Here is a 16,566-nt window from a genome sequence, read left to right on the forward strand (position 1 = left end):
AAGCTGATGGTGTGGAGGCGCAACATGTCGATTTCGTCGGTATTGCACTGGTGTTTCGGACCCCAGCGGCATCATATGGGACTCGACCACGGCAACGGTGAATCGGGAGACGGCGAGGGCCGTCCGACGCAGCGGCAGGACGAACGTCAGGTGCTGCTCGACGAACTGCGTCGGCAGGCGTATCTGCACGATCTGCTGCGGCTCACGTGCGCGGATGTGATGCGCAAGCCGCCCGTCACGGTTTCCGTGAGTGAGACCATCGGCGGCGCGCTGGCAACGCTGGACGCGCACCATATCAAGCTGCTGCCCGTGGTCGATGGCGAAGGGCGCCTCAAAGGCGTCGTCACGCACGTCGATCTGCAGCCGCTGGACGAAGTGCTGCCTTTTCTGAAGCTTGCTTCCGACACCGTCGCGCCCGAAACCGAAAGGCGCGAATGGCCCGTCACGTCAGTGATGTCGAACCACGCCCAGTCCGTCGACGCGACGGCGCCTCTCACTGAAGTCATCCCGCTCTTCACGACGAACGGCCACCATCATCTGCCTGTAACGGATGAGGACGGCCGCGTCGTCGGCATGCTGACTCAGGCCGATATCATCAAGATCATGTACGGACGTCCAGGCGGTGCGTAAGCGCGCCGTGTAAAAGCGTTACGCGCTCAGCTGGCGCAGCGGTTCGCCGCGCGCGGCCACTTCCACGATCGCCTCGCCGATCGCCCCACCAATCAGGATCACGGCCGGGCTCGCAATCTGTTGCGCCGCTGCCTGTGCCGCGATCTCGCCGAGCGGCGCGCAGACCCGCCTTTCGCGCGATGTGCCGGCCCACTGCACGACGGCTGCGGGCGTGTCGGGCGCGAGCGTCTCGCCCAATGCTTCACTGATGCTGTCGATACGGCTCGCGCCCATGTAGATCGCGAGCGTCATGCCCGTTGCCGCGAGCGCCGCCCAGTCGGGCTCGGTGCCGTCGCGCAGATGCGCCGTCACGAAGATCACGCCCTGGCAATGATCGCGATGCGTGAGCGACACGCCAAGCGCAGCCGCTGCCGCGAAGCCCGACGAAATCCCATTGACGATCTCGACGTCGATCCCTGCGTGCCGCAGATCCGCGATCTCTTCGCCGGCGCGGCCGAACAGCAGCGCGTCGCCGCCCTTGATGCGCACGACGTGCTTGCCTTGCAGCGCGTAACGGCGCATCAGGCGCTGGATGAATGCCTGCGGGGTGGACTTGCAGCCGCCGCGCTTGCCGACCTTGATGACGCGGGCATGCGGCGCTTTCAGCGTCGTGATCTCTCCGTTCACGAGGTCGTCGATCAGCAATACGTCGGCGGCTGCGATCGCCTTGGCTGCCTTGAAGGTCAGCAGATCGAGGTCGCCGGGTCCTGCGCTGACGAGTGTGACTTTGCCCGTGTTCATTCTGTTCTCCATCGCGTGATCGTCGATCTGTGGCCGCCAATGCAAAACGGCGTCCCGTCCGTGCATGCACGAAGGGGACGCCGCTGTCCTGACTGATCTTGCCTGTTTTCCATAGCGGGCGCGCGATGCTGCGTGCCCACACTCGATTCGTTGCCGGCGCCTTTGCCGGCGAAAGCGTTATCGCAAGAACAGGGCCAATGCGTTCGATGTTCGCGTGTTGCGCGTGGCCGAGGCGCGGCTGGCTTCGCTGAGCGCATTCATATGCGGGAAACCATGTCGTACGTGCCGGTCCGTCATCCCGATGTTCGCCGCACTCGCGCAGTGCTGCGACGCACCACGAACGTGCCTGAAAGCATCATGATGATTCGCGCGGCGTGAGCCGCTGGAAGCAGGCCCTGCTGCAAACGGCCGGGCCACGCGGATTCGGGCGGTTGCCGCACACATGGCATAGCGCTTGCATCATCGAACCTCCGCGGCATCAACGACGAGCCGCGCTTTAGCAGGTTTATGCAGCATCGAATTGGACAACGGCGTCCCCTCGGTCTGGTCTCGCACCGGGCTGTCGGGACGCCGTTTGCGTTTTACTGACGACGGACGTCGCACGAAAAGCATCTGGGGACGACATGAAGCAGCGCATCTCGACGTTGATCGATTTCTTTGTGCGGGACAAGGTGTCGCCGGAAGGGCACCTGAACGAAAGCGAAGACCGCTTGCGACCGGGCGCGTCCATTCGTCCCGAACGGCTCAGGGAGCGGCGTGCGCCGCGCGCGCGGATGCGCCGCTGCGATGCACGCCGCTGGGTCGCGACGGCAGATTGCAGCGAGCCGGCCGTGTCGACGCTGAAGATTGCATGATTGTTTGCTACTGTTGACGGGTTCGCGCGTCGCGTTGCGTGCCCGCCCGTAAGCCAGCAAAGAGGATCGTCATCATGTCGACACTGGAATGTGTGCTGCCTGCCGCCGCCGCGCTCGGCGAATGTCCGCGCTGGGACGAGCGCCGCGCGAAGCTGTGGTGGGTCGATATCAACGCGCCCGCGCTGAACTGCTTCGATCCGAAGACAGGCGAGAACACAGCGATTTCGATGCCCGAGAACATTGGCTGCTTCTCGTTGACCGAAGACGACGGTTTCATCGCCGGCATGCGCACGGGGATCTTCCTGCTCGATGCGAAAGGACAGGTCGTGCGCAAGCTGTGCGCGAACGCGGAGAACCCCGCGACGAGCCGCTTCAACGACGGCCGTTGCGACGCGCGCGGGCGCTTCTGGCTCGGCACGCTCGACGAGCCCAAGGCCGGCGATGCGGCCGCGCTGTATCGCTACGCGAACGGCGCGCTGACGAAGATCGACGCGGGCCTGCTGACATCGAATGGCATGGCGTTCAGCCCCGATTACCGCTGGTGCTATCACTCGGATACGCCACGCTTCACGATCTACCGTCATCCGTACGACATCGACAGCGGCGAGGTCGGGCCGCGCGAAGACTGGGTGAAGTTCGAGCCGACACCGACGGACCGCGGACGTCCCGATGGCGCGTCCGTGGATAGCGAAGGCTACTACTGGTCGGCGTTGTATGAGGGCGGGCGCGTCGTGCGCATTTCGCCCGAAGGCAAGGTCGTCGAAGAACATGCGTTGCCCGCGCGCTGCCCGACGATGTGCGCGCTGGGCGGAGACGATCTGCGCACGCTTTTCGTGACGACGGCGCGTGGGGGCCGTCCCGCGGAAGAGATCGAAAGGTTTCCGCAATCGGGTGGCGTGTTCGCGATGCGCGTATCGGTGCCGGGCCTGATCGAAAAGCGCAGTGCGCTACGCGTGACGCAGTAAGCGCGGCGTCGCATCCGTCGCGGATGGGTGGGGCGCGTGGCGCAGCCGTTATCATATGCGCCTGTCCACGAATGCGACCGAACCCATCAGCATGTCGAGCACTCCACGCATCACCAGGCGCGTCTCCGCAACACCCAACACGCTCGCCGGACCGCCGCGCATGTCCGATGTCGCGGCGCTGGCGGGCGTATCGAAGATGACCGTGTCGCGCGTGCTGGCTGGCCGCGGCGTCGCGCCCGCGACACGCGAGCGCGTGCAGCTCGCGATCGACGAACTCGGCTACGTTGCGGACGCTGCGGCGGGCGCGCTGTCGTCCGGGCGCTCGGCGTTCGCCGCGGTGCTCGTGCCGTCACTCGCCAGTTCCAACTTCTCCGACACTGTGCGCGGTCTCACGGCCGCGCTCGAACCGCACGGCCTGCAATTGCTGATCGGCGACACCGACTACGACCTCGAACGCGAAGAGCGGCTCGTGCGGTCGATGCTGCGTCATCAGCCGCGCTGCATCGCGCTGACGGGCGCACAGCACACGCCCGCGACGCGCGAACTGCTGGTGCGCTCGGGCGTGCCCGTCGTCGAGATGTGGGATTTGCCCGCGACGCCGATCGACGCGGCCGTAGGTTTCTCCAACGCAAAAGCGGCGCGCGAGATGGTGCGCTATCTGGCCGGGCGCGGCTATCGGCGCATCGGCTTTCTGGGCGGCGCGAGCGAACTCGACCGGCGCGGCATGGAGCGCCTGAAGGGCTATCTGCAGGAAGTGAAGGCGCAGGGCATGGGCGAGCCGCGCGTCGTGCGGCTGGGCGATTCGCCCATTACGATGAGCCACGGCGCGCCCGCGCTCGAAGCGCTGTTGCAGCAATGGCCCGACACGGATGCCGTGATGTGCGTGAGCGACATGTCCGCGTTCGGCGCGATCATGCAGTGCCATCGGCGCGGCCTGTCGGTGCCTGGCGATATCGCGATTGCGGGCTTCGGCAACTTCGAAATGGCCGCGTGCTGCACACCCTCCATCACGACCGTTTCCGTCGACGCCTACGGCATCGGCGCGCGCACGGGGGAAACGCTGCTGGCCGCGCTCGCCGAAAACGACGGTGCGGCGCGTCATGCATCGGCACGCGCCTCGACGCGCAAGAGCGTAAAAATCGACTACACGGTGATCGCGCGCGAAAGCGCCTGACGCTTGCATCGCGGGCTTTCGTGCCGCGCGAGTGCCGTGCTAACATGCTCCGATGTTACCGATAACGTGCCGTACGCAATGCGCCTTCGAAGCGACGCGAACGAAGCAACGACGGCACAAGCAAACATGGAGACACACGATGACGGAGAACACGCAAGCACGTCGTCTGCGCAGCCAGGAGTGGTTCGACGATCCTTCGCACGCGGACATGACCGCGCTCTATGTGGAGCGCTTCATGAACTATGGCCTCACGCGCGAAGAGTTGCAGTCGGGCCGGCCGATCATCGGCATCGCGCAGACGGGCAGCGATCTCGCGCCCTGCAATCGCCACCACATCGAACTGGCTGCGCGCACGAAGGCCGGCATCCGCGACGCGGGCGGCATCCCGATGGAATTTCCCGTGCATCCGCTAGCGGAGCAGAGCCGCCGTCCGACGGCCGCGCTCGACCGCAATCTCGCGTATCTCGGCCTCGTTGAAATCCTGCATGGCTTTCCGCTCGACGGCGTGGTGCTCACCACGGGCTGCGACAAGACCACGCCCGCGTGTCTGATGGCGGCCGCGACGGTCGACATGCCTGCCATCGTGCTGTCCGGTGGCCCGATGCTCGACGGCTGGCATCAGGGCAAACGCGTCGGCTCGGGCACGGTGATCTGGCATGCGCGCAATCTGCTGGCAGCGGGCGAGATCGACTATGAAGGCTTCATGGAACTGACGACGGCCTCGTCGCCTTCCATTGGACACTGCAACACGATGGGCACGGCGCTGTCGATGAACAGTCTCGCGGAAGCGCTCGGCATGTCGCTGCCGGGTTGCGCGAGCATTCCCGCTGCGTACCGCGAGCGCGGGCAGATGGCGTACGTGACGGGCAAGCGTATCGTCGAGATGGTCCGCGAAGATCTGAAGCCTTCGCACATCATGACGAAAGAGGCGTTCGAGAATGCGATCGTCGTGGCGTCCGCGCTGGGCGCGTCGAGCAATTGCCCGCCGCATCTGATCGCGATCGCGCGGCACATGGGCATCGAATTGAGTCTCGCGGACTGGCAGCGTGTCGGCGAACAGGTACCGTTGCTCGTCAATTGCATGCCGGCGGGCGAGTATCTCGGCGAGAGCTTTCATCGCGCGGGCGGCGTGCCTGCCGTGATGCACGAACTCGGCGAAGCGGGCCTCATACACGAAGCGTGCATGACGGTATCGGGCCGCACGATTGGCGATATCGCCGCGCGTTCGGTGACGGGCGATCGCGACGTGATTCGCACGACCGCCGATCCGCTCAAGCATGGCGCAGGCTTTATCGTGCTGTCGGGCAACTTCTTCGATAGCGCGATCATGAAGATGTCGGTGGTCGGTGAGGCGTTCCAGAAAACTTATCTGAGCGAGCCGGGCAAGGAAAACACATTCGAAACGCGTGCGATCGTGTTCGACGGTCCCGAGGACTATCACGCGCGCATCAATGACCCATCGCTCGAAATCGACGAGCATTGCATGCTCGTCATTCGCGGCGCGGGCACGGTCGGTTATCCGGGCAGCGCGGAAGTGGTGAACATGGCGCCACCTGCGGAACTGGTGCGCAAAGGCATCACGTCCTTGCCTTGCATGGGCGACGGACGGCAGAGCGGCACCTCGGCGAGCCCGTCCATTCTCAACATGTCGCCGGAAGCGGCAGTCGGCGGCGGCCTTGCGCTGTTGCGCACGAACGACCGCATTCGCGTCGATCTCAACGCGCGCAGCGTGCAATTGCTCGTCGATGAAGAAGAGCTGGCGCGTCGCCGCACGAGCATGACCTTCGACATTGCGCCTGCGCAAACGCCGTGGCAGGAGTTGTATCGTCAGACGGTGGGGCAGCTTTCGACGGGCGGCTGTCTCGAGCCCGCGACGCTCTATCTGAAAGTGATCGCCGAGCGCGGCAATCCGCGGCATTCGCATTGACTCGCATCGATCCGCATTGACCAGACAATCATTGGAGACTCGCTTCATGACTGCATCGAACCAAACGAACTATCTTCCCGACGACCTCGATCGCGCGCTGCTGGTTGGCCGCGTGTGGCGCAAGACGGACGGTCATGAAGGGCCGAGCGTCGTGGCCGTGCGCAATGGTGAAGTGTTCGACATCACATCGAGCGCGCCGACCACGGCCGATCTGTTCGAACGCGACGATGCCGTCGAGATTGCACGCAATGCGCCGGGCGAACGGCTCGGCAGTGCAGCCGAACTGATCGCCGCGAGCCTCGCGAACGACGCGTCGGCGAACCTGCAACTGCTCGCGCCCTGCGACGTGCAGCCGATCAAGGCGTGCGGCGTCACGTTCGCCGTAAGCCTGATCGAACGCGTGATCGAAGAGCAGGCGGGCGGCGATCCCGCGAAGGCCGAAGAAGTGCGGCAGACGATTGCAACAGTGATCGGCACCGACCTGTCGAAGATCAAGCCGGGCTCGGAAGCGGCGGCGCGTCTGAAGGCGGAACTCGAGCGGCGCGGCGCGTGGTCGCAATACATGGAAGTCGGTATCGGCCCCGACGCGGAAGTGTTTTCGAAGTCGCAGCCGATGTCGTCCGTGGGCTTCGGCGCGGATGTCGGCCTGCTCGCGGCATCGACATGGAACAACCCGGAGCCGGAGATCGTGCTGGCCGTCAATAGCAAGGCCGTGATCGTGGGCGCAACGCTCGGCAACGATGTGAACCTGCGTGATATCGAAGGGCGTTCGGCGTTGCTGCTCGGCAAGTGCAAGGACAACAACGGTTCGTGTTCGATCGGACCATTCGTGCGGCTCTTCGACGGCGACTTCACGCTGGATACCGTACGGCGCACGAGCGTGTCGCTGCGCGTCGAAGGCGTCGACGATGGTTTTCTGCTCGAAGGCGTGAGTCACATGTCGGAGATCAGCCGCGATCCCGCCGACCTCGTCGCGCAGACGTGTGGCAAGCACCATCAGTATCCGGATGGCTTCATGCTGTTTCTCGGCACGATGTTTTCGCCGATCAAGGACCGCGACGCGAAAGGCGGCGGCTTCACACACCATCTCGGCGATATCGTGACGATCTCGACGCCGCAACTCGGCGCATTGCGTAACACGGTGCAGTTGTGCACGGAGATCACGCCGTGGACCTTCGGCGTGCGCGCGCTCTACGCGAACCTCGCGGCGCGCGGGCTGCTTGGTGCGCGCGTGCATTGATTTTTTTCGCGGCCCTATTGGCTCTATTGCCGCGAATATAAAGAAAGGAAACGTTTGCGAATGGCGTTATCGTTATTCGCAAACGTTCAAATAATCAGGATCACCAAATCATCGAATAGTCAGGGCATTCTTTCCCCATTTAAAAATCCGCATTCAAGCCTAAAGACGGGCAACTGGGCGTCGATATACACGGAAGGGCAAAACCGGAGCGATCCGGCGACGCAAAGCTATAGGGACTCCATTCAGGAGTTAGCCAGTTGCCCGTTGCATCCGCGGCGGGCCAATCGATGGACGGTGACAAACCGTCGTCAGGAGGCATCGAGATGTCCAACGCTCGCACACCCGTTTCGGGATTTCGCGCTATTCAGTGGTTGCGTCGTGTGGCGTTGCTTGCAGTGGCACCGTTGGCCATTGCCGTTCATGCCAATGCCTATGCGACAACTGTGTTGCCGCTTACCGTTCCCGCGTATTTCGATCCCGTCGGCAAGGGCGCCGGCTACTGGAGCGATCTCGCCGCGACGGCGGCCAAAGTGCCGACTACGGTCATTCTGAATCCCAACAGCGGTCCCGGCACGAACGCGGACGCAACCTATATCGCGGCAATCGCGAAAGTGCATGCCGCAGGCGGTCGCGTGATCGGCTATGTGTCGACGTCGTATGCGAAGCGTTCGTTGTCGGCCGTCGTGACGGACATCAATCGCTATATCGCGCTCTATAAGATCGACGGTTTCTTCATCGATGAGATGACGTCGGATAGCGTGACGTCGCATATCCAGTTCTATCAGTCGGTCCATAACTACATCAAAGGGCTTTCGCCCGCGTACTCGGTGATGGGCAATCCGGGCACCAACATTCCCGAGCTTTACGCAAGCCTGCCCACCGCCGATCAGTTCGTCGTCTTCGAAGATTCGGCGAAGCGCTACGCAAGCTATGCACCGGCGAAGTGGCAAGCCGCCTATCCAACGCAGCGTTTCGTGCACATGGTGTACGGCGCGACGGAAGCGCAAATGCCGGGCATCGTGTCGTACGCGGCTAAGCATGGCGCGGGCAGCGTGTTCGTCACATCGACGGGCTTGCCAAATCCGTACAAGAATCTGCCTGCCTGGTGGAGCCAACTGGTGAGCACCGTGCTGGCCATCAAATAACCAAGAAGAACAAAGGCGCTTCGCGCGCCTGTGCAGTTCGATGTCGATATACGCCAGGTGCTTGCGCACCTGGCTTTTTTTTCCGACGCATTCGAGCGAATGTGTGCATGCCATATCCCGTTGATCGAATACGCTTAGAATGCGTGCTGAAATGGATTGCGTTCAACGCAGCGAGGCGCACCAATAGCGCCGTTTTCAACGGAGAGGATGTTGTGCATCTACTGAATCGCACGGTTGCTTCGGCCAATCGAAGGCTGCCGATGCTGTGTATTGCGCTGGCACTATGCGCCGGCGCGGCGAACGCAACGGCGGCCGCGCCCAAGGGCAACGCGGCGCAAGAGGCAAGCGCCACGGCAACGCCCGACCGCTTTACCCCGGACGACCCCGTCAAGGTGCGCGACATGCTCGCGAGCCAGATGCCCGCGGCTCCGACGGATTCGCTAACCACTCGCATTCGCAAGTTCGCGCGCGAGCCGTACGACCGCATCGTGCGCGGCCACGCCGCAGCGGCCGAAAACGGGCAACGCACTTTCCTGTTCATGATTCCGGCACCGCACGGCATTCTGTATCGGTCGAGTAAGCATGTGCTGAGCGTGAACGTGCCGCTTGCGAGCGACGAGAATCCCGACGCGATCCAGCTTTACCAGAGCATCGTCGGCCCGAGCGGGCGTGGCCTCGTGATCGCGCCCGACGCGAAGGCAAAGGGCTTTATCCAGAAGATCGATTCGATCGAACTGGCGGGGGAGGGCAAGGCGAAGACGACAGCGCGCGGGCGTCTGACCGTCCCGCAAGCAGCGTTCGAACAGGCCGACAACAACTTCGCGATCGTGCTGGTCTGCACGCTCGAACCGCCGTACCTGACGGAGACGCGAGAGCACAGCGACCCCACCGACGAAGAACCCACCGACGTCACGCGCCGCACCTCGACGCTGCACGCGAACGTTCAGGCCGTCTGGCTGGTGAACCAGAAAGACGGCACCGTGATCGGCAAAGGACTGCGGCTCGCGAAGTAGTGGCGCCTGTCCACGCGATGCGTGTCGCCGTGCAGATCGGAAATGGCGTACACATGTTCGGAAAAATGCTACGTACCCTTCTGCGACTTTTTCTTTCTGATGCGGTAAGGTATTACGCTTCCTTTTACAGCAGCGGCAGTCCCTCGCAACATCAACATCGGAGAATAAAGCTATGAAGGCAAAGTGGGCAGCGGTTCTGATCGCGGCATCGACGTTCGGCGTGATGGCAGGCCAGGCAAGCGCGCAGGTGGCAGGTTCGCAGACCATTGGCGTGAGCGTCGAGCAGGAATCGATCATCGTCAACGGCTGGAGCGCGAAGAAGAGCCTGCTCGGCAAGCCGATCTACAACGAGCAGGGCCAGAAGGTCGGCGTGTTGCACGACATCATCATTGCGCCGGACAACGCTGCTTCGTTCGCGATCGTCGCTGCGCATCAGTTCCTCGGCGTGTCGCAACATGACGTCGCCGTGCCGTTCTCGCAGATCGACTTTACGGGCGGCAAGCTGGTGTGGGCAGGCGCGACCAAGGACGCTGTGAAGGCCATTCCGGCGTTCCAGTACGCGAAGGTTCGCGCAACGCCGATCGCTCGCAAGGAATACAGCGAGCATCACTAAGCGGGTCATGCGGTTCGCTTCGAGTTCGAGCGAATCGCAAGCATAAAAAAACGCGGCAGCCTTTGGGCTGCCGCGTTTCGTTTGAGGCTCTGCCGCGCCCGTATCAGGCGGCGGCTTCAGGCATCAGCTGCGTTCGAGGAACGGGCGCAGCTTGTCTGCACGGCTCGGGTGATTGAGCTTGCGGATCGCCTTGCCTTCGATCTGGCGGATACGCTCGCGCGTCACGTCGAACTGGCGGCCCACTTCTTCGAGCGTCAGTTCCGACGCCGTGTCGATGCCGTAGCGCATGCGCAGCACCTTCGCTTCACGCGGCGTGAGGGCGTCGAGCGCTTCGTCGATCGCGCGGCGCATGTTCGCGTGCACGGCGGCGTCGGCGGGCGACGTCGCGGACGTGTCTTCGATCATGTCGCCGAGCGTCGTGTCGGCATCTTCGCCCACCGGTGAATCCAGCGAGGCCGGATTCTTCGCGATCTTCAGGATGCTGCGGATCTTCGCCTCGGGCATGTCCATGCGCTCGGCCAGCACGGACGGATGCGGCTCCTGACCCGTCTGCTGGACGATCTCGCGCTGGATGCGGTTCAGCTTGTTGATCGATTCGATCATGTGAACCGGCACACGAATGGTGCGCGCCTGGTCGGCGATCGCGCGCGTGATGGCCTGACGGACCCACCACGTTGCGTACGTCGAGAACTTCCAGCCGCGACGGTATTCGAACTTGTCCACTGCCTTCATCAGGCCGATGTTGCCTTCCTGGATCAGGTCGAGGAAGTGCATGCCGCGATTCACATACTTCTTGGCGATCGAAATGACGAGACGCAGGTTCGCTTCGATCATCTCGCGCTTGGCCTGGCGCATCTTGCCTTCTGCGGAGCCGAGCTGCTTGTTGATCTGCTTGAGTTGCTGCAGCGGCAGCGCGATCGACGCTTCGATGTCGACCAGCTTCTGCTGCTCCGACTGGATGGCGGGCAGGTGACGCTCGAGCGCCGGACCGTACGACTTCGACTTCGCGGCGATCCGCATGGTCCAGTCGAGATCGGTCTCGTTGCCCGGGAACGACTCGACGAACGCTTCGCGCGGCATGTCGCAGCGATCCACGGCGATCTGCAGGATGTTGCGTTCGATCGCGCGAACCTGCGCGACCTGCGCCTGCACTTCCGCGCACAGGCGGTCGATGGTCTTGGCCGTGAAGCGGATCGGCGTCAGTTCCTGCTGGATCGACTCGCGCAGGTTCGCGATAGCCGTTGCCCGGCGCTTGTCCGTGACGGGCATGTCGGGCACGCTGGCGAAGAGGTCGCGCACGCGCTGGAAGATCGCGAGGCTGTCGGCCGTCAGTTGCTCGAGGCGCGCGGCGTTGGCTTTTTCGCCGCCGTCGTCCGACAGGTCGCCGTCTTCGTCGTCCGAATCTTCGTCCGACGCGCTCGCTTCCAGCTCTTCTTCGGCAGCGGCTTCGGCTGCTTCCTCGTTGAGTTCGGCGGCTTCGCTCGTGTCGCTGATGCCGTCGACCAGTTCGTCGATGCGGATTTCACCCGCGACGACGCGGTCCACGTCGGCGAGGATCGTCGAGATGATGGACGGGCACATCGCGATGGCTTGCACCATGTCCTGCAGGCCGCCTTCGATGCGCTTGGCGATTTCGATTTCGCCGGCGCGCGTGAGCAGCTCGCTCGCGCCCATTTCGCGCATATACATGCGGACCGGGTCGGTCGTGCGGCCGAACTCGGAGTCGACCGTGGACAGCGCGACTTCCGCTTCCTCATCGGCCTGATCGTCCGATGCGGCAGCCGACGGGCCGTCGTTCAGCAGCAGCGTTTCCGCGTCGGGCGCCGTTTCGTACACGGACACGCCCATTTCGCCGAACGTGCTGACGATGGTTTCCATCGCGGCCGTTTCGGTGAAATTGTCGGGCAAGTGGTCGTTGATGTCGGCGTGCGTCAAATAGCCGCGCTCGCGGCCGAGCGCGATCAACGCGCGCATCTGACGTTGTCGCTCTTCAGCGAGGGATTCCAGCAAGGCCGCATCTTGCGGCGCGGCGGCGGGTTGCGCCTTCGCTTTTGCTGCGCGCTTAGGCGCTTTCGATGCGGTGGTGGTTTCGAACTGGGAGTTGTCCCGGTCAAGCTTTGCCAATACGTTCTCCTCGGCAGGCTGTTTCGCATCCCCGCGCGAACACGCGCGGCAGGCGGGCTGACCTGTCGGATCGTGAGGTGTGGGCGGGGTGTTGCACGAATCGATTGACGCGGAACGGTGTGCTCGAAGTCACTGGCGAAGCACTGGCATGCCAGTGCGTCCACCCGACTTCCGCGCAGTGCCTTCCAGTAAGGACGCAATTCGACGCGTGCGGAAAAGTGAATCTGCGAGTATAGCAGAAAAGGTGGTGCAGTGCACCAGTTTTATGCAACTGCTGATGCCCCGTGCTGGTGCATGCCCGTTAGCGCCGATCGCGCGACAAATCGGCCGCAACGACGCCCGCGAGCGCCGCGACCAGCAGGCAGCCGACCGTCAGCAGCGTCTTGGCGACGGCCACGGACACATGTTCGGGCCCGATCACCGCGAACGCGCCGACCAGCAGCCCGACGGCCGACAGCGCGAACATCGTCCACGGCGTGCCGCCGTGCTTCGCGGCATCCTTCGCGACGCAGGACGTGTCCTGCGCACGTTCCGGCTCGGGAACGGTAGACGGTGTGGTCACGGCGGAAGCTTTAGACGGCGGAGAGATAGAACCTATCTTATGCGACGCATCGTTCATTTCGACAACGTGTTTCTTTCGAACCGATAACTGGAGAGGAGGGACGGACGCAGGCCGTGGCCGGCAGCCGCGCTGCGAGATCCATCATGCTATGACATAACGGCGGCGGCGTCAGCGCGCGAAGCGTGCGACGTGCAGAAGTACAACGCCTCGTAGCGGTAAACGGTTTACAGGCGCTGGATTAAACGCGCGCCGGCAACGCTGTCTTTGACTGGCGGCGTGCCTCGGCCGCTTCGCTGACGTCCCAGAACGACAGCACCTGCACCGACAGCCGGCAGCGATGCCAGTACATGCCATGCAGGCGGCGCCGGATAGTGTTGAGCGTCGTCCAGTTGGCGCCCTTGATGGCGATGAGCGCGGCGGGGTGCTCGTCGGCTTCGCCGATCAGTTCGACATCGCGGCAGTCGGCGTGCGAATAGCGGAACACGAGCGCTTTCACTTCGTCGAGCGTGGCTTTTTGCGGCAGGCCGCTGATCAGGAGTTTCATGCGGTTGTACCGTTCATCCGATGATGCTCACGCCGCCGTCGACGAACACCGTGTTGCCCGTCATGCGGCGCGCGTAGGGCGTCGCCAGGAACGCGCAAGTGTAGCCGACGTCCATGATGTCGACCAGTTCGCCGATGGGGGCGCGCTCGGCGGCTTCGTTGAGCAGCAGATCGAAGTCCTTCAGTCCCGACGCGGCGCGCGTCTTCAACGGTCCAGGCGAAATGGGATGCACGCGAATGCGCTTCGGACCGAGCTCATGCGCCAGGTAGCGGCACGACGCTTCGAGCGCGGCCTTCACGGGCCCCATCAGATCGTAGTTCGGCACCACGCGCGTCGCACCCAGATAACTCATGGCGAACAGCGAGCCGCCGTCGTCCATCAGCGGCGCGGCGAGGCGCGCCATGCGGATGAACGAGTGGCACGAAATGTCCATCGCCACCGAAAAGCCTTCCGCCGAGCTGTTCAGCAGGCCGCCTTGCAGATCGGCCTTCGGCGCGAACGCGATCGAATGCACGGCGACATCGAGCCGTCCCCACGTCGCGCGGATTTCATCGAACACGGCTTCGAGTTCGCCCGGCTTCGATACGTCGAGCGGCAGCAGCAGCGATGCGCCGAGTTCCTGCGCGAGCGGCTCGACGTATGACTTCGCCTTGTCGTTCAGATAGGTGATCGCGAGTTCGGCGCCAAGCTCGCGGAACGCGCGGGCGCAGCCGTACGCGATCGAATGCTCGTTCGCGATGCCGACGACCAGCACCTTGTGTCCCGCCATCACCTGACTCGTTGGCGTGTTCATGCTTATCCCTCCAGCCGGCCGAGCGCGTGCCGGGCGATCATCAGTTCTTCGTTGGTCGGAATCACCCATACGTCGACGGTGCTGGTCGGACTGCTGATGCGCGGACCATGACGCTGGTTCGCCGCTTCATCGAGCGAGACGCCGAGCCACGCCGCCATCTCGCCCACGCGCTTGCGCACCGGGTCCGCGCGTTCGCCGATGCCTGCCGTGAACACGATCGCGTCGAGCCCGCCGAGCGCAGCCGCAAGCGAGCCGAGTTCGCGCGAAATGCGATAGCAGAACAGCTCGACGGCTTCAGCGGCCTTCGGATCGTCGCTCGCGAGCAGCGTGCGCATGTCGCTGGAAATGCCGGACACGCCGAGCAGGCCGGAGCGCTTGTAGAGCAGCGATTCGATCGCGCGCGCATCCATGTTCGCTTCTTCGAGCATCCACAACACGACACCGGGATCGAGGCTGCCCGAGCGCGTGCCCATCACGAGTCCTTCGACGGCCGTGAAGCCCATCGTGCTCGCGATGCTTTTGCACTGGTCGAAGGCCGTCATGCTCGCGCCGTTGCCCAGATGCAGCACGACGGTTTTGCCTTTCGCGGCGCGCTCGTCGATTTGCGGCAGCACGCTTGCGATGTATTCGTACGACAGCCCGTGAAAACCATAGCGCCGCACGCCGCGCTCCGTGATGTCGGGCGGCAACGCGAAGCGCGTCGCGACGGCAGGCTGCGTGTGGTGAAACGCCGTATCGAAGCACGCGATCTGCGGCACCTGCGCATTGCGCGCCATGATCGAACGGATGACGGCGAGATTGTGCGGCTGATGCAGCGGCGCAAGCGGCACGAGCGCTTCGAGATCCTGCATCACCTGCGCATCGACGCGCACGGGCTTCGAATACTTGTCGCCGCCATGCACGACGCGATGGCCGACCGCGAGGAGTGTTGCGCGCCCCTCGCCATGGCTGCGTAGCCAGTCGAGCAGAAATGCCGTCGCATCGTCGTGCCCGAGGCGCTCGCCTTCGGGCCAGCGTTTGTCTTCGATGACTTCGCCGTTTTGCCGCTTCGCGGTGAAGCGCGGGTTCGTGTAGATCTCTTCGATCTTGCCGCCCGCAATGGGTTCGAGCTGTGCGCCTTTCGCTTCGAACGCATGAAACTTGATGCTCGACGAACCCGCGTTGATGACGAGGATGACGTCCATGCCACTCCCTCAAGACGTGTCAAACGATGGCGGAAGAGGGTTGCTCGCGCCGCGCGAGCGCGACCATCGACGCAACGGCGCACGAAGCGAGCCGCGTGATGACGGAATCCGCGCGGCTCGTGAGAATGATGGGCACCTTCGCGCCGAGCACGATGCCGGCGGCGTCTGCGCCCGCGAGGAACGTGAGGCTTTTTGCGAGCATGTTGCCCGCTTCGAGATCGGGCACGACGAGCACGTTCGCATGGCCCGCGACGGGCGACTCGATGCCCTTGATCTTCGCGGCTTCTTCGTTGATCGCGTTGTCGAGTGCAAGCGGGCCGTCGAGTATGCCGCCCTTGATCTGGCCGCGATCGGCCATCTTGCACAGCGCGGCGGCTTCGAGTGTGGACGGGACCTTGGAGTTGACGGTTTCCATTGCCGACAGGATCGCGACGCGCGCAACGGGAAAACGCAGTGCATGCGCGAGGTCGATGGCGTTCTGCACGATGTCGCGCTTCTCGTCGAGCGTGGGCGTGATGTTGACGGCGGCGTCGGTGATGATGAGAGCCTCATCGCGTCCCGGCACGTCCATGATGAAGCAATGGCTCACGCGCCGCTCGGTGCGCAGGCCGGTGGCGCGCGCGACGACTTCGCCCATCAGCTCGTCCGTGTGCAGCGAGCCTTTCATCAGCGCCTGCGCTTTCCCCTCGTGCACGAGTTGCACTGCACGCGCGGCGGCCGCGTGACTATGTTCCGCGTCGACGATGGGCAGATCGCCCAGATCGAGGTTGCCTTCCTTTGCGGCGGCTTCGATTTTCGCGCGCGGGCCGACGAGTATCGGCGCGATCAGTTTCAGGCGCGCGGCTTCGACGACAGCCGACAGCGAATCGTGATCGCATGGATGCGCAACGGCCGTAGGCGTCGGCGGAAGCGTGGCGGCAAAGGCGACCAGACGCTCGTATTTCTCGCGCTTGTGTTCCATCTTCAATGCCCTCGTAGATGATGCGAACGGAGTGCCTGTCGCGCGCGGCGGACTGTC

General features: G+C 63.8%; 16 protein-coding genes and 1 riboswitch. Of the genes, 9 read left to right on the top strand and 7 right to left on the bottom strand.

The annotated features are described in order from the left end of the window. Window positions 1-24: 24 nt before the first annotated feature. Window positions 25-630, top strand: coding sequence for a CBS domain-containing protein (locus PPGU16_RS27280; RefSeq protein WP_180723490.1), 606 nt, complete (start codon window positions 25-27; stop codon window positions 628-630). Between the two features lie 18 nt (window positions 631-648). Here the strand turns inward: PPGU16_RS27280 and cobA are convergent, their stop codons facing one another. Further along, complete coding sequence (gene cobA / locus PPGU16_RS27285; RefSeq protein WP_180723491.1) at window positions 649-1,410, bottom strand: uroporphyrinogen-III C-methyltransferase; 762 nt, start codon at window positions 1,408-1,410, stop codon at window positions 649-651. Between the two features lie 623 nt (window positions 1,411-2,033). Here cobA and PPGU16_RS27290 point away from each other — a divergent pair. The 8 genes from PPGU16_RS27290 (at window position 2,034) to PPGU16_RS27325 (ending at window position 10,341) form a co-directional block, all read left to right on the top strand. Then, a complete protein-coding gene (locus PPGU16_RS27290; RefSeq protein WP_180723492.1) occupies window positions 2,034-2,264 on the top strand; it encodes a hypothetical protein in 231 nt (76 codons plus the stop codon). A 74-nt stretch (window positions 2,265-2,338) separates the two neighbouring features. Next, the gene (locus PPGU16_RS27295; RefSeq protein WP_180723493.1) at window positions 2,339-3,229 is read left to right on the top strand and encodes an SMP-30/gluconolactonase/LRE family protein; all 891 of its coding nucleotides are present in this window, start codon (window positions 2,339-2,341) and stop codon (window positions 3,227-3,229) included. Between the two features lie 160 nt (window positions 3,230-3,389). After that, window positions 3,390-4,403: a LacI family DNA-binding transcriptional regulator gene (locus PPGU16_RS27300; RefSeq protein ID WP_180725228.1), complete on the top strand. Its 1,014-nt coding sequence runs from the start codon at window positions 3,390-3,392 to the stop codon at window positions 4,401-4,403. A 139-nt stretch (window positions 4,404-4,542) separates the two neighbouring features. Next, window positions 4,543-6,330: an IlvD/Edd family dehydratase gene (locus tag PPGU16_RS27305; protein WP_180723494.1), complete on the top strand. Its 1,788-nt coding sequence runs from the start codon at window positions 4,543-4,545 to the stop codon at window positions 6,328-6,330. Between the two features lie 46 nt (window positions 6,331-6,376). Beyond that, the gene (locus tag PPGU16_RS27310; protein WP_180723495.1) at window positions 6,377-7,570 is read left to right on the top strand and encodes a fumarylacetoacetate hydrolase family protein; all 1,194 of its coding nucleotides are present in this window, start codon (window positions 6,377-6,379) and stop codon (window positions 7,568-7,570) included. A 186-nt stretch (window positions 7,571-7,756) separates the two neighbouring features. Further along, a riboswitch (cyclic di-GMP riboswitch) is annotated at window positions 7,757-7,835 on the top strand. 58 nt (window positions 7,836-7,893) lie between these two features. After that, complete coding sequence (locus PPGU16_RS27315) at window positions 7,894-8,715, top strand: spherulation-specific family 4 protein (RefSeq protein WP_180723496.1); 822 nt, start codon at window positions 7,894-7,896, stop codon at window positions 8,713-8,715. A 212-nt stretch (window positions 8,716-8,927) separates the two neighbouring features. After that, window positions 8,928-9,728, top strand: coding sequence for a hypothetical protein (locus PPGU16_RS27320; protein ID WP_243460620.1), 801 nt, complete (start codon window positions 8,928-8,930; stop codon window positions 9,726-9,728). 172 nt (window positions 9,729-9,900) lie between these two features. After that, the gene (locus tag PPGU16_RS27325) at window positions 9,901-10,341 is read left to right on the top strand and encodes a PRC-barrel domain-containing protein (RefSeq protein ID WP_180723498.1); all 441 of its coding nucleotides are present in this window, start codon (window positions 9,901-9,903) and stop codon (window positions 10,339-10,341) included. Between the two features lie 123 nt (window positions 10,342-10,464). On the opposite strand, the gene rpoD is transcribed toward PPGU16_RS27325, so the two are convergent. The 6 genes from rpoD to PPGU16_RS27355 all read right to left on the bottom strand — a co-directional run bounded on the left by rpoD (window position 10,465) and on the right by PPGU16_RS27355 (window position 16,509). Further along, a complete protein-coding gene (gene rpoD, locus PPGU16_RS27330) occupies window positions 10,465-12,465 on the bottom strand; it encodes an RNA polymerase sigma factor RpoD (RefSeq protein WP_180723499.1) in 2,001 nt (666 codons plus the stop codon). 301 nt (window positions 12,466-12,766) lie between these two features. Continuing rightward, the gene (locus PPGU16_RS27335) at window positions 12,767-13,027 is read right to left on the bottom strand and encodes a hypothetical protein (protein WP_224029301.1); all 261 of its coding nucleotides are present in this window, start codon (window positions 13,025-13,027) and stop codon (window positions 12,767-12,769) included. Window positions 13,028-13,265: 238 nt separating this feature from the next. Further along, complete coding sequence (locus PPGU16_RS27340) at window positions 13,266-13,571, bottom strand: RNA-binding protein (protein WP_180723501.1); 306 nt, start codon at window positions 13,569-13,571, stop codon at window positions 13,266-13,268. Between the two features lie 13 nt (window positions 13,572-13,584). Then, window positions 13,585-14,364: an enoyl-ACP reductase FabI gene (fabI, locus tag PPGU16_RS27345; RefSeq protein ID WP_180723502.1), complete on the bottom strand. Its 780-nt coding sequence runs from the start codon at window positions 14,362-14,364 to the stop codon at window positions 13,585-13,587. Window positions 14,365-14,366: 2 nt separating this feature from the next. Next, window positions 14,367-15,548, bottom strand: coding sequence for an acetate/propionate family kinase (locus PPGU16_RS27350; RefSeq protein ID WP_180723503.1), 1,182 nt, complete (start codon window positions 15,546-15,548; stop codon window positions 14,367-14,369). Window positions 15,549-15,567: 19 nt separating this feature from the next. Beyond that, on the bottom strand, window positions 15,568-16,509 hold the full coding sequence (locus PPGU16_RS27355; RefSeq protein WP_180723504.1) for a phosphate acetyltransferase: 942 nt from the start codon (window positions 16,507-16,509) through the stop codon (window positions 15,568-15,570). Window positions 16,510-16,566: the final 57 nt, after the last annotated feature.

The organism is Paraburkholderia largidicola (assembly GCF_013426895.1).
Classification (GTDB): domain Bacteria; phylum Pseudomonadota; class Gammaproteobacteria; order Burkholderiales; family Burkholderiaceae; genus Paraburkholderia; species Paraburkholderia largidicola.

Bases quoted from the DNA above. Each gene is read 5' to 3' on its own strand.
- PPGU16_RS27355 (WP_180723504.1), bottom strand. From the start codon at position 16,509: ATGGAACACAAGCGCGAGAAATACGAGCGTCTGGTCGCCTTTGCCGCC.
- PPGU16_RS27290 (WP_180723492.1), top strand. From the start codon at position 2,034: ATGAAGCAGCGCATCTCGACGTTGATCGATTTCTTTGTGCGGGACAAG.
- PPGU16_RS27295 (WP_180723493.1), top strand. From the start codon at position 2,339: ATGTCGACACTGGAATGTGTGCTGCCTGCCGCCGCCGCGCTCGGCGAA.
- PPGU16_RS27280 (WP_180723490.1), top strand. From the start codon at position 25: ATGTCGATTTCGTCGGTATTGCACTGGTGTTTCGGACCCCAGCGGCAT.
- PPGU16_RS27350 (WP_180723503.1), bottom strand. From the start codon at position 15,548: ATGGACGTCATCCTCGTCATCAACGCGGGTTCGTCGAGCATCAAGTTT.
- cobA (WP_180723491.1), bottom strand. From the start codon at position 1,410: ATGAACACGGGCAAAGTCACACTCGTCAGCGCAGGACCCGGCGACCTC.
- PPGU16_RS27315 (WP_180723496.1), top strand. From the start codon at position 7,894: ATGTCCAACGCTCGCACACCCGTTTCGGGATTTCGCGCTATTCAGTGG.
- PPGU16_RS27305 (WP_180723494.1), top strand. From the start codon at position 4,543: ATGACGGAGAACACGCAAGCACGTCGTCTGCGCAGCCAGGAGTGGTTC.
- PPGU16_RS27300 (WP_180725228.1), top strand. From the start codon at position 3,390: ATGTCCGATGTCGCGGCGCTGGCGGGCGTATCGAAGATGACCGTGTCG.
- PPGU16_RS27325 (WP_180723498.1), top strand. From the start codon at position 9,901: ATGAAGGCAAAGTGGGCAGCGGTTCTGATCGCGGCATCGACGTTCGGC.
- fabI (WP_180723502.1), bottom strand. From the start codon at position 14,364: ATGAACACGCCAACGAGTCAGGTGATGGCGGGACACAAGGTGCTGGTC.
- PPGU16_RS27340 (WP_180723501.1), bottom strand. From the start codon at position 13,571: ATGAAACTCCTGATCAGCGGCCTGCCGCAAAAAGCCACGCTCGACGAA.
- PPGU16_RS27310 (WP_180723495.1), top strand. From the start codon at position 6,377: ATGACTGCATCGAACCAAACGAACTATCTTCCCGACGACCTCGATCGC.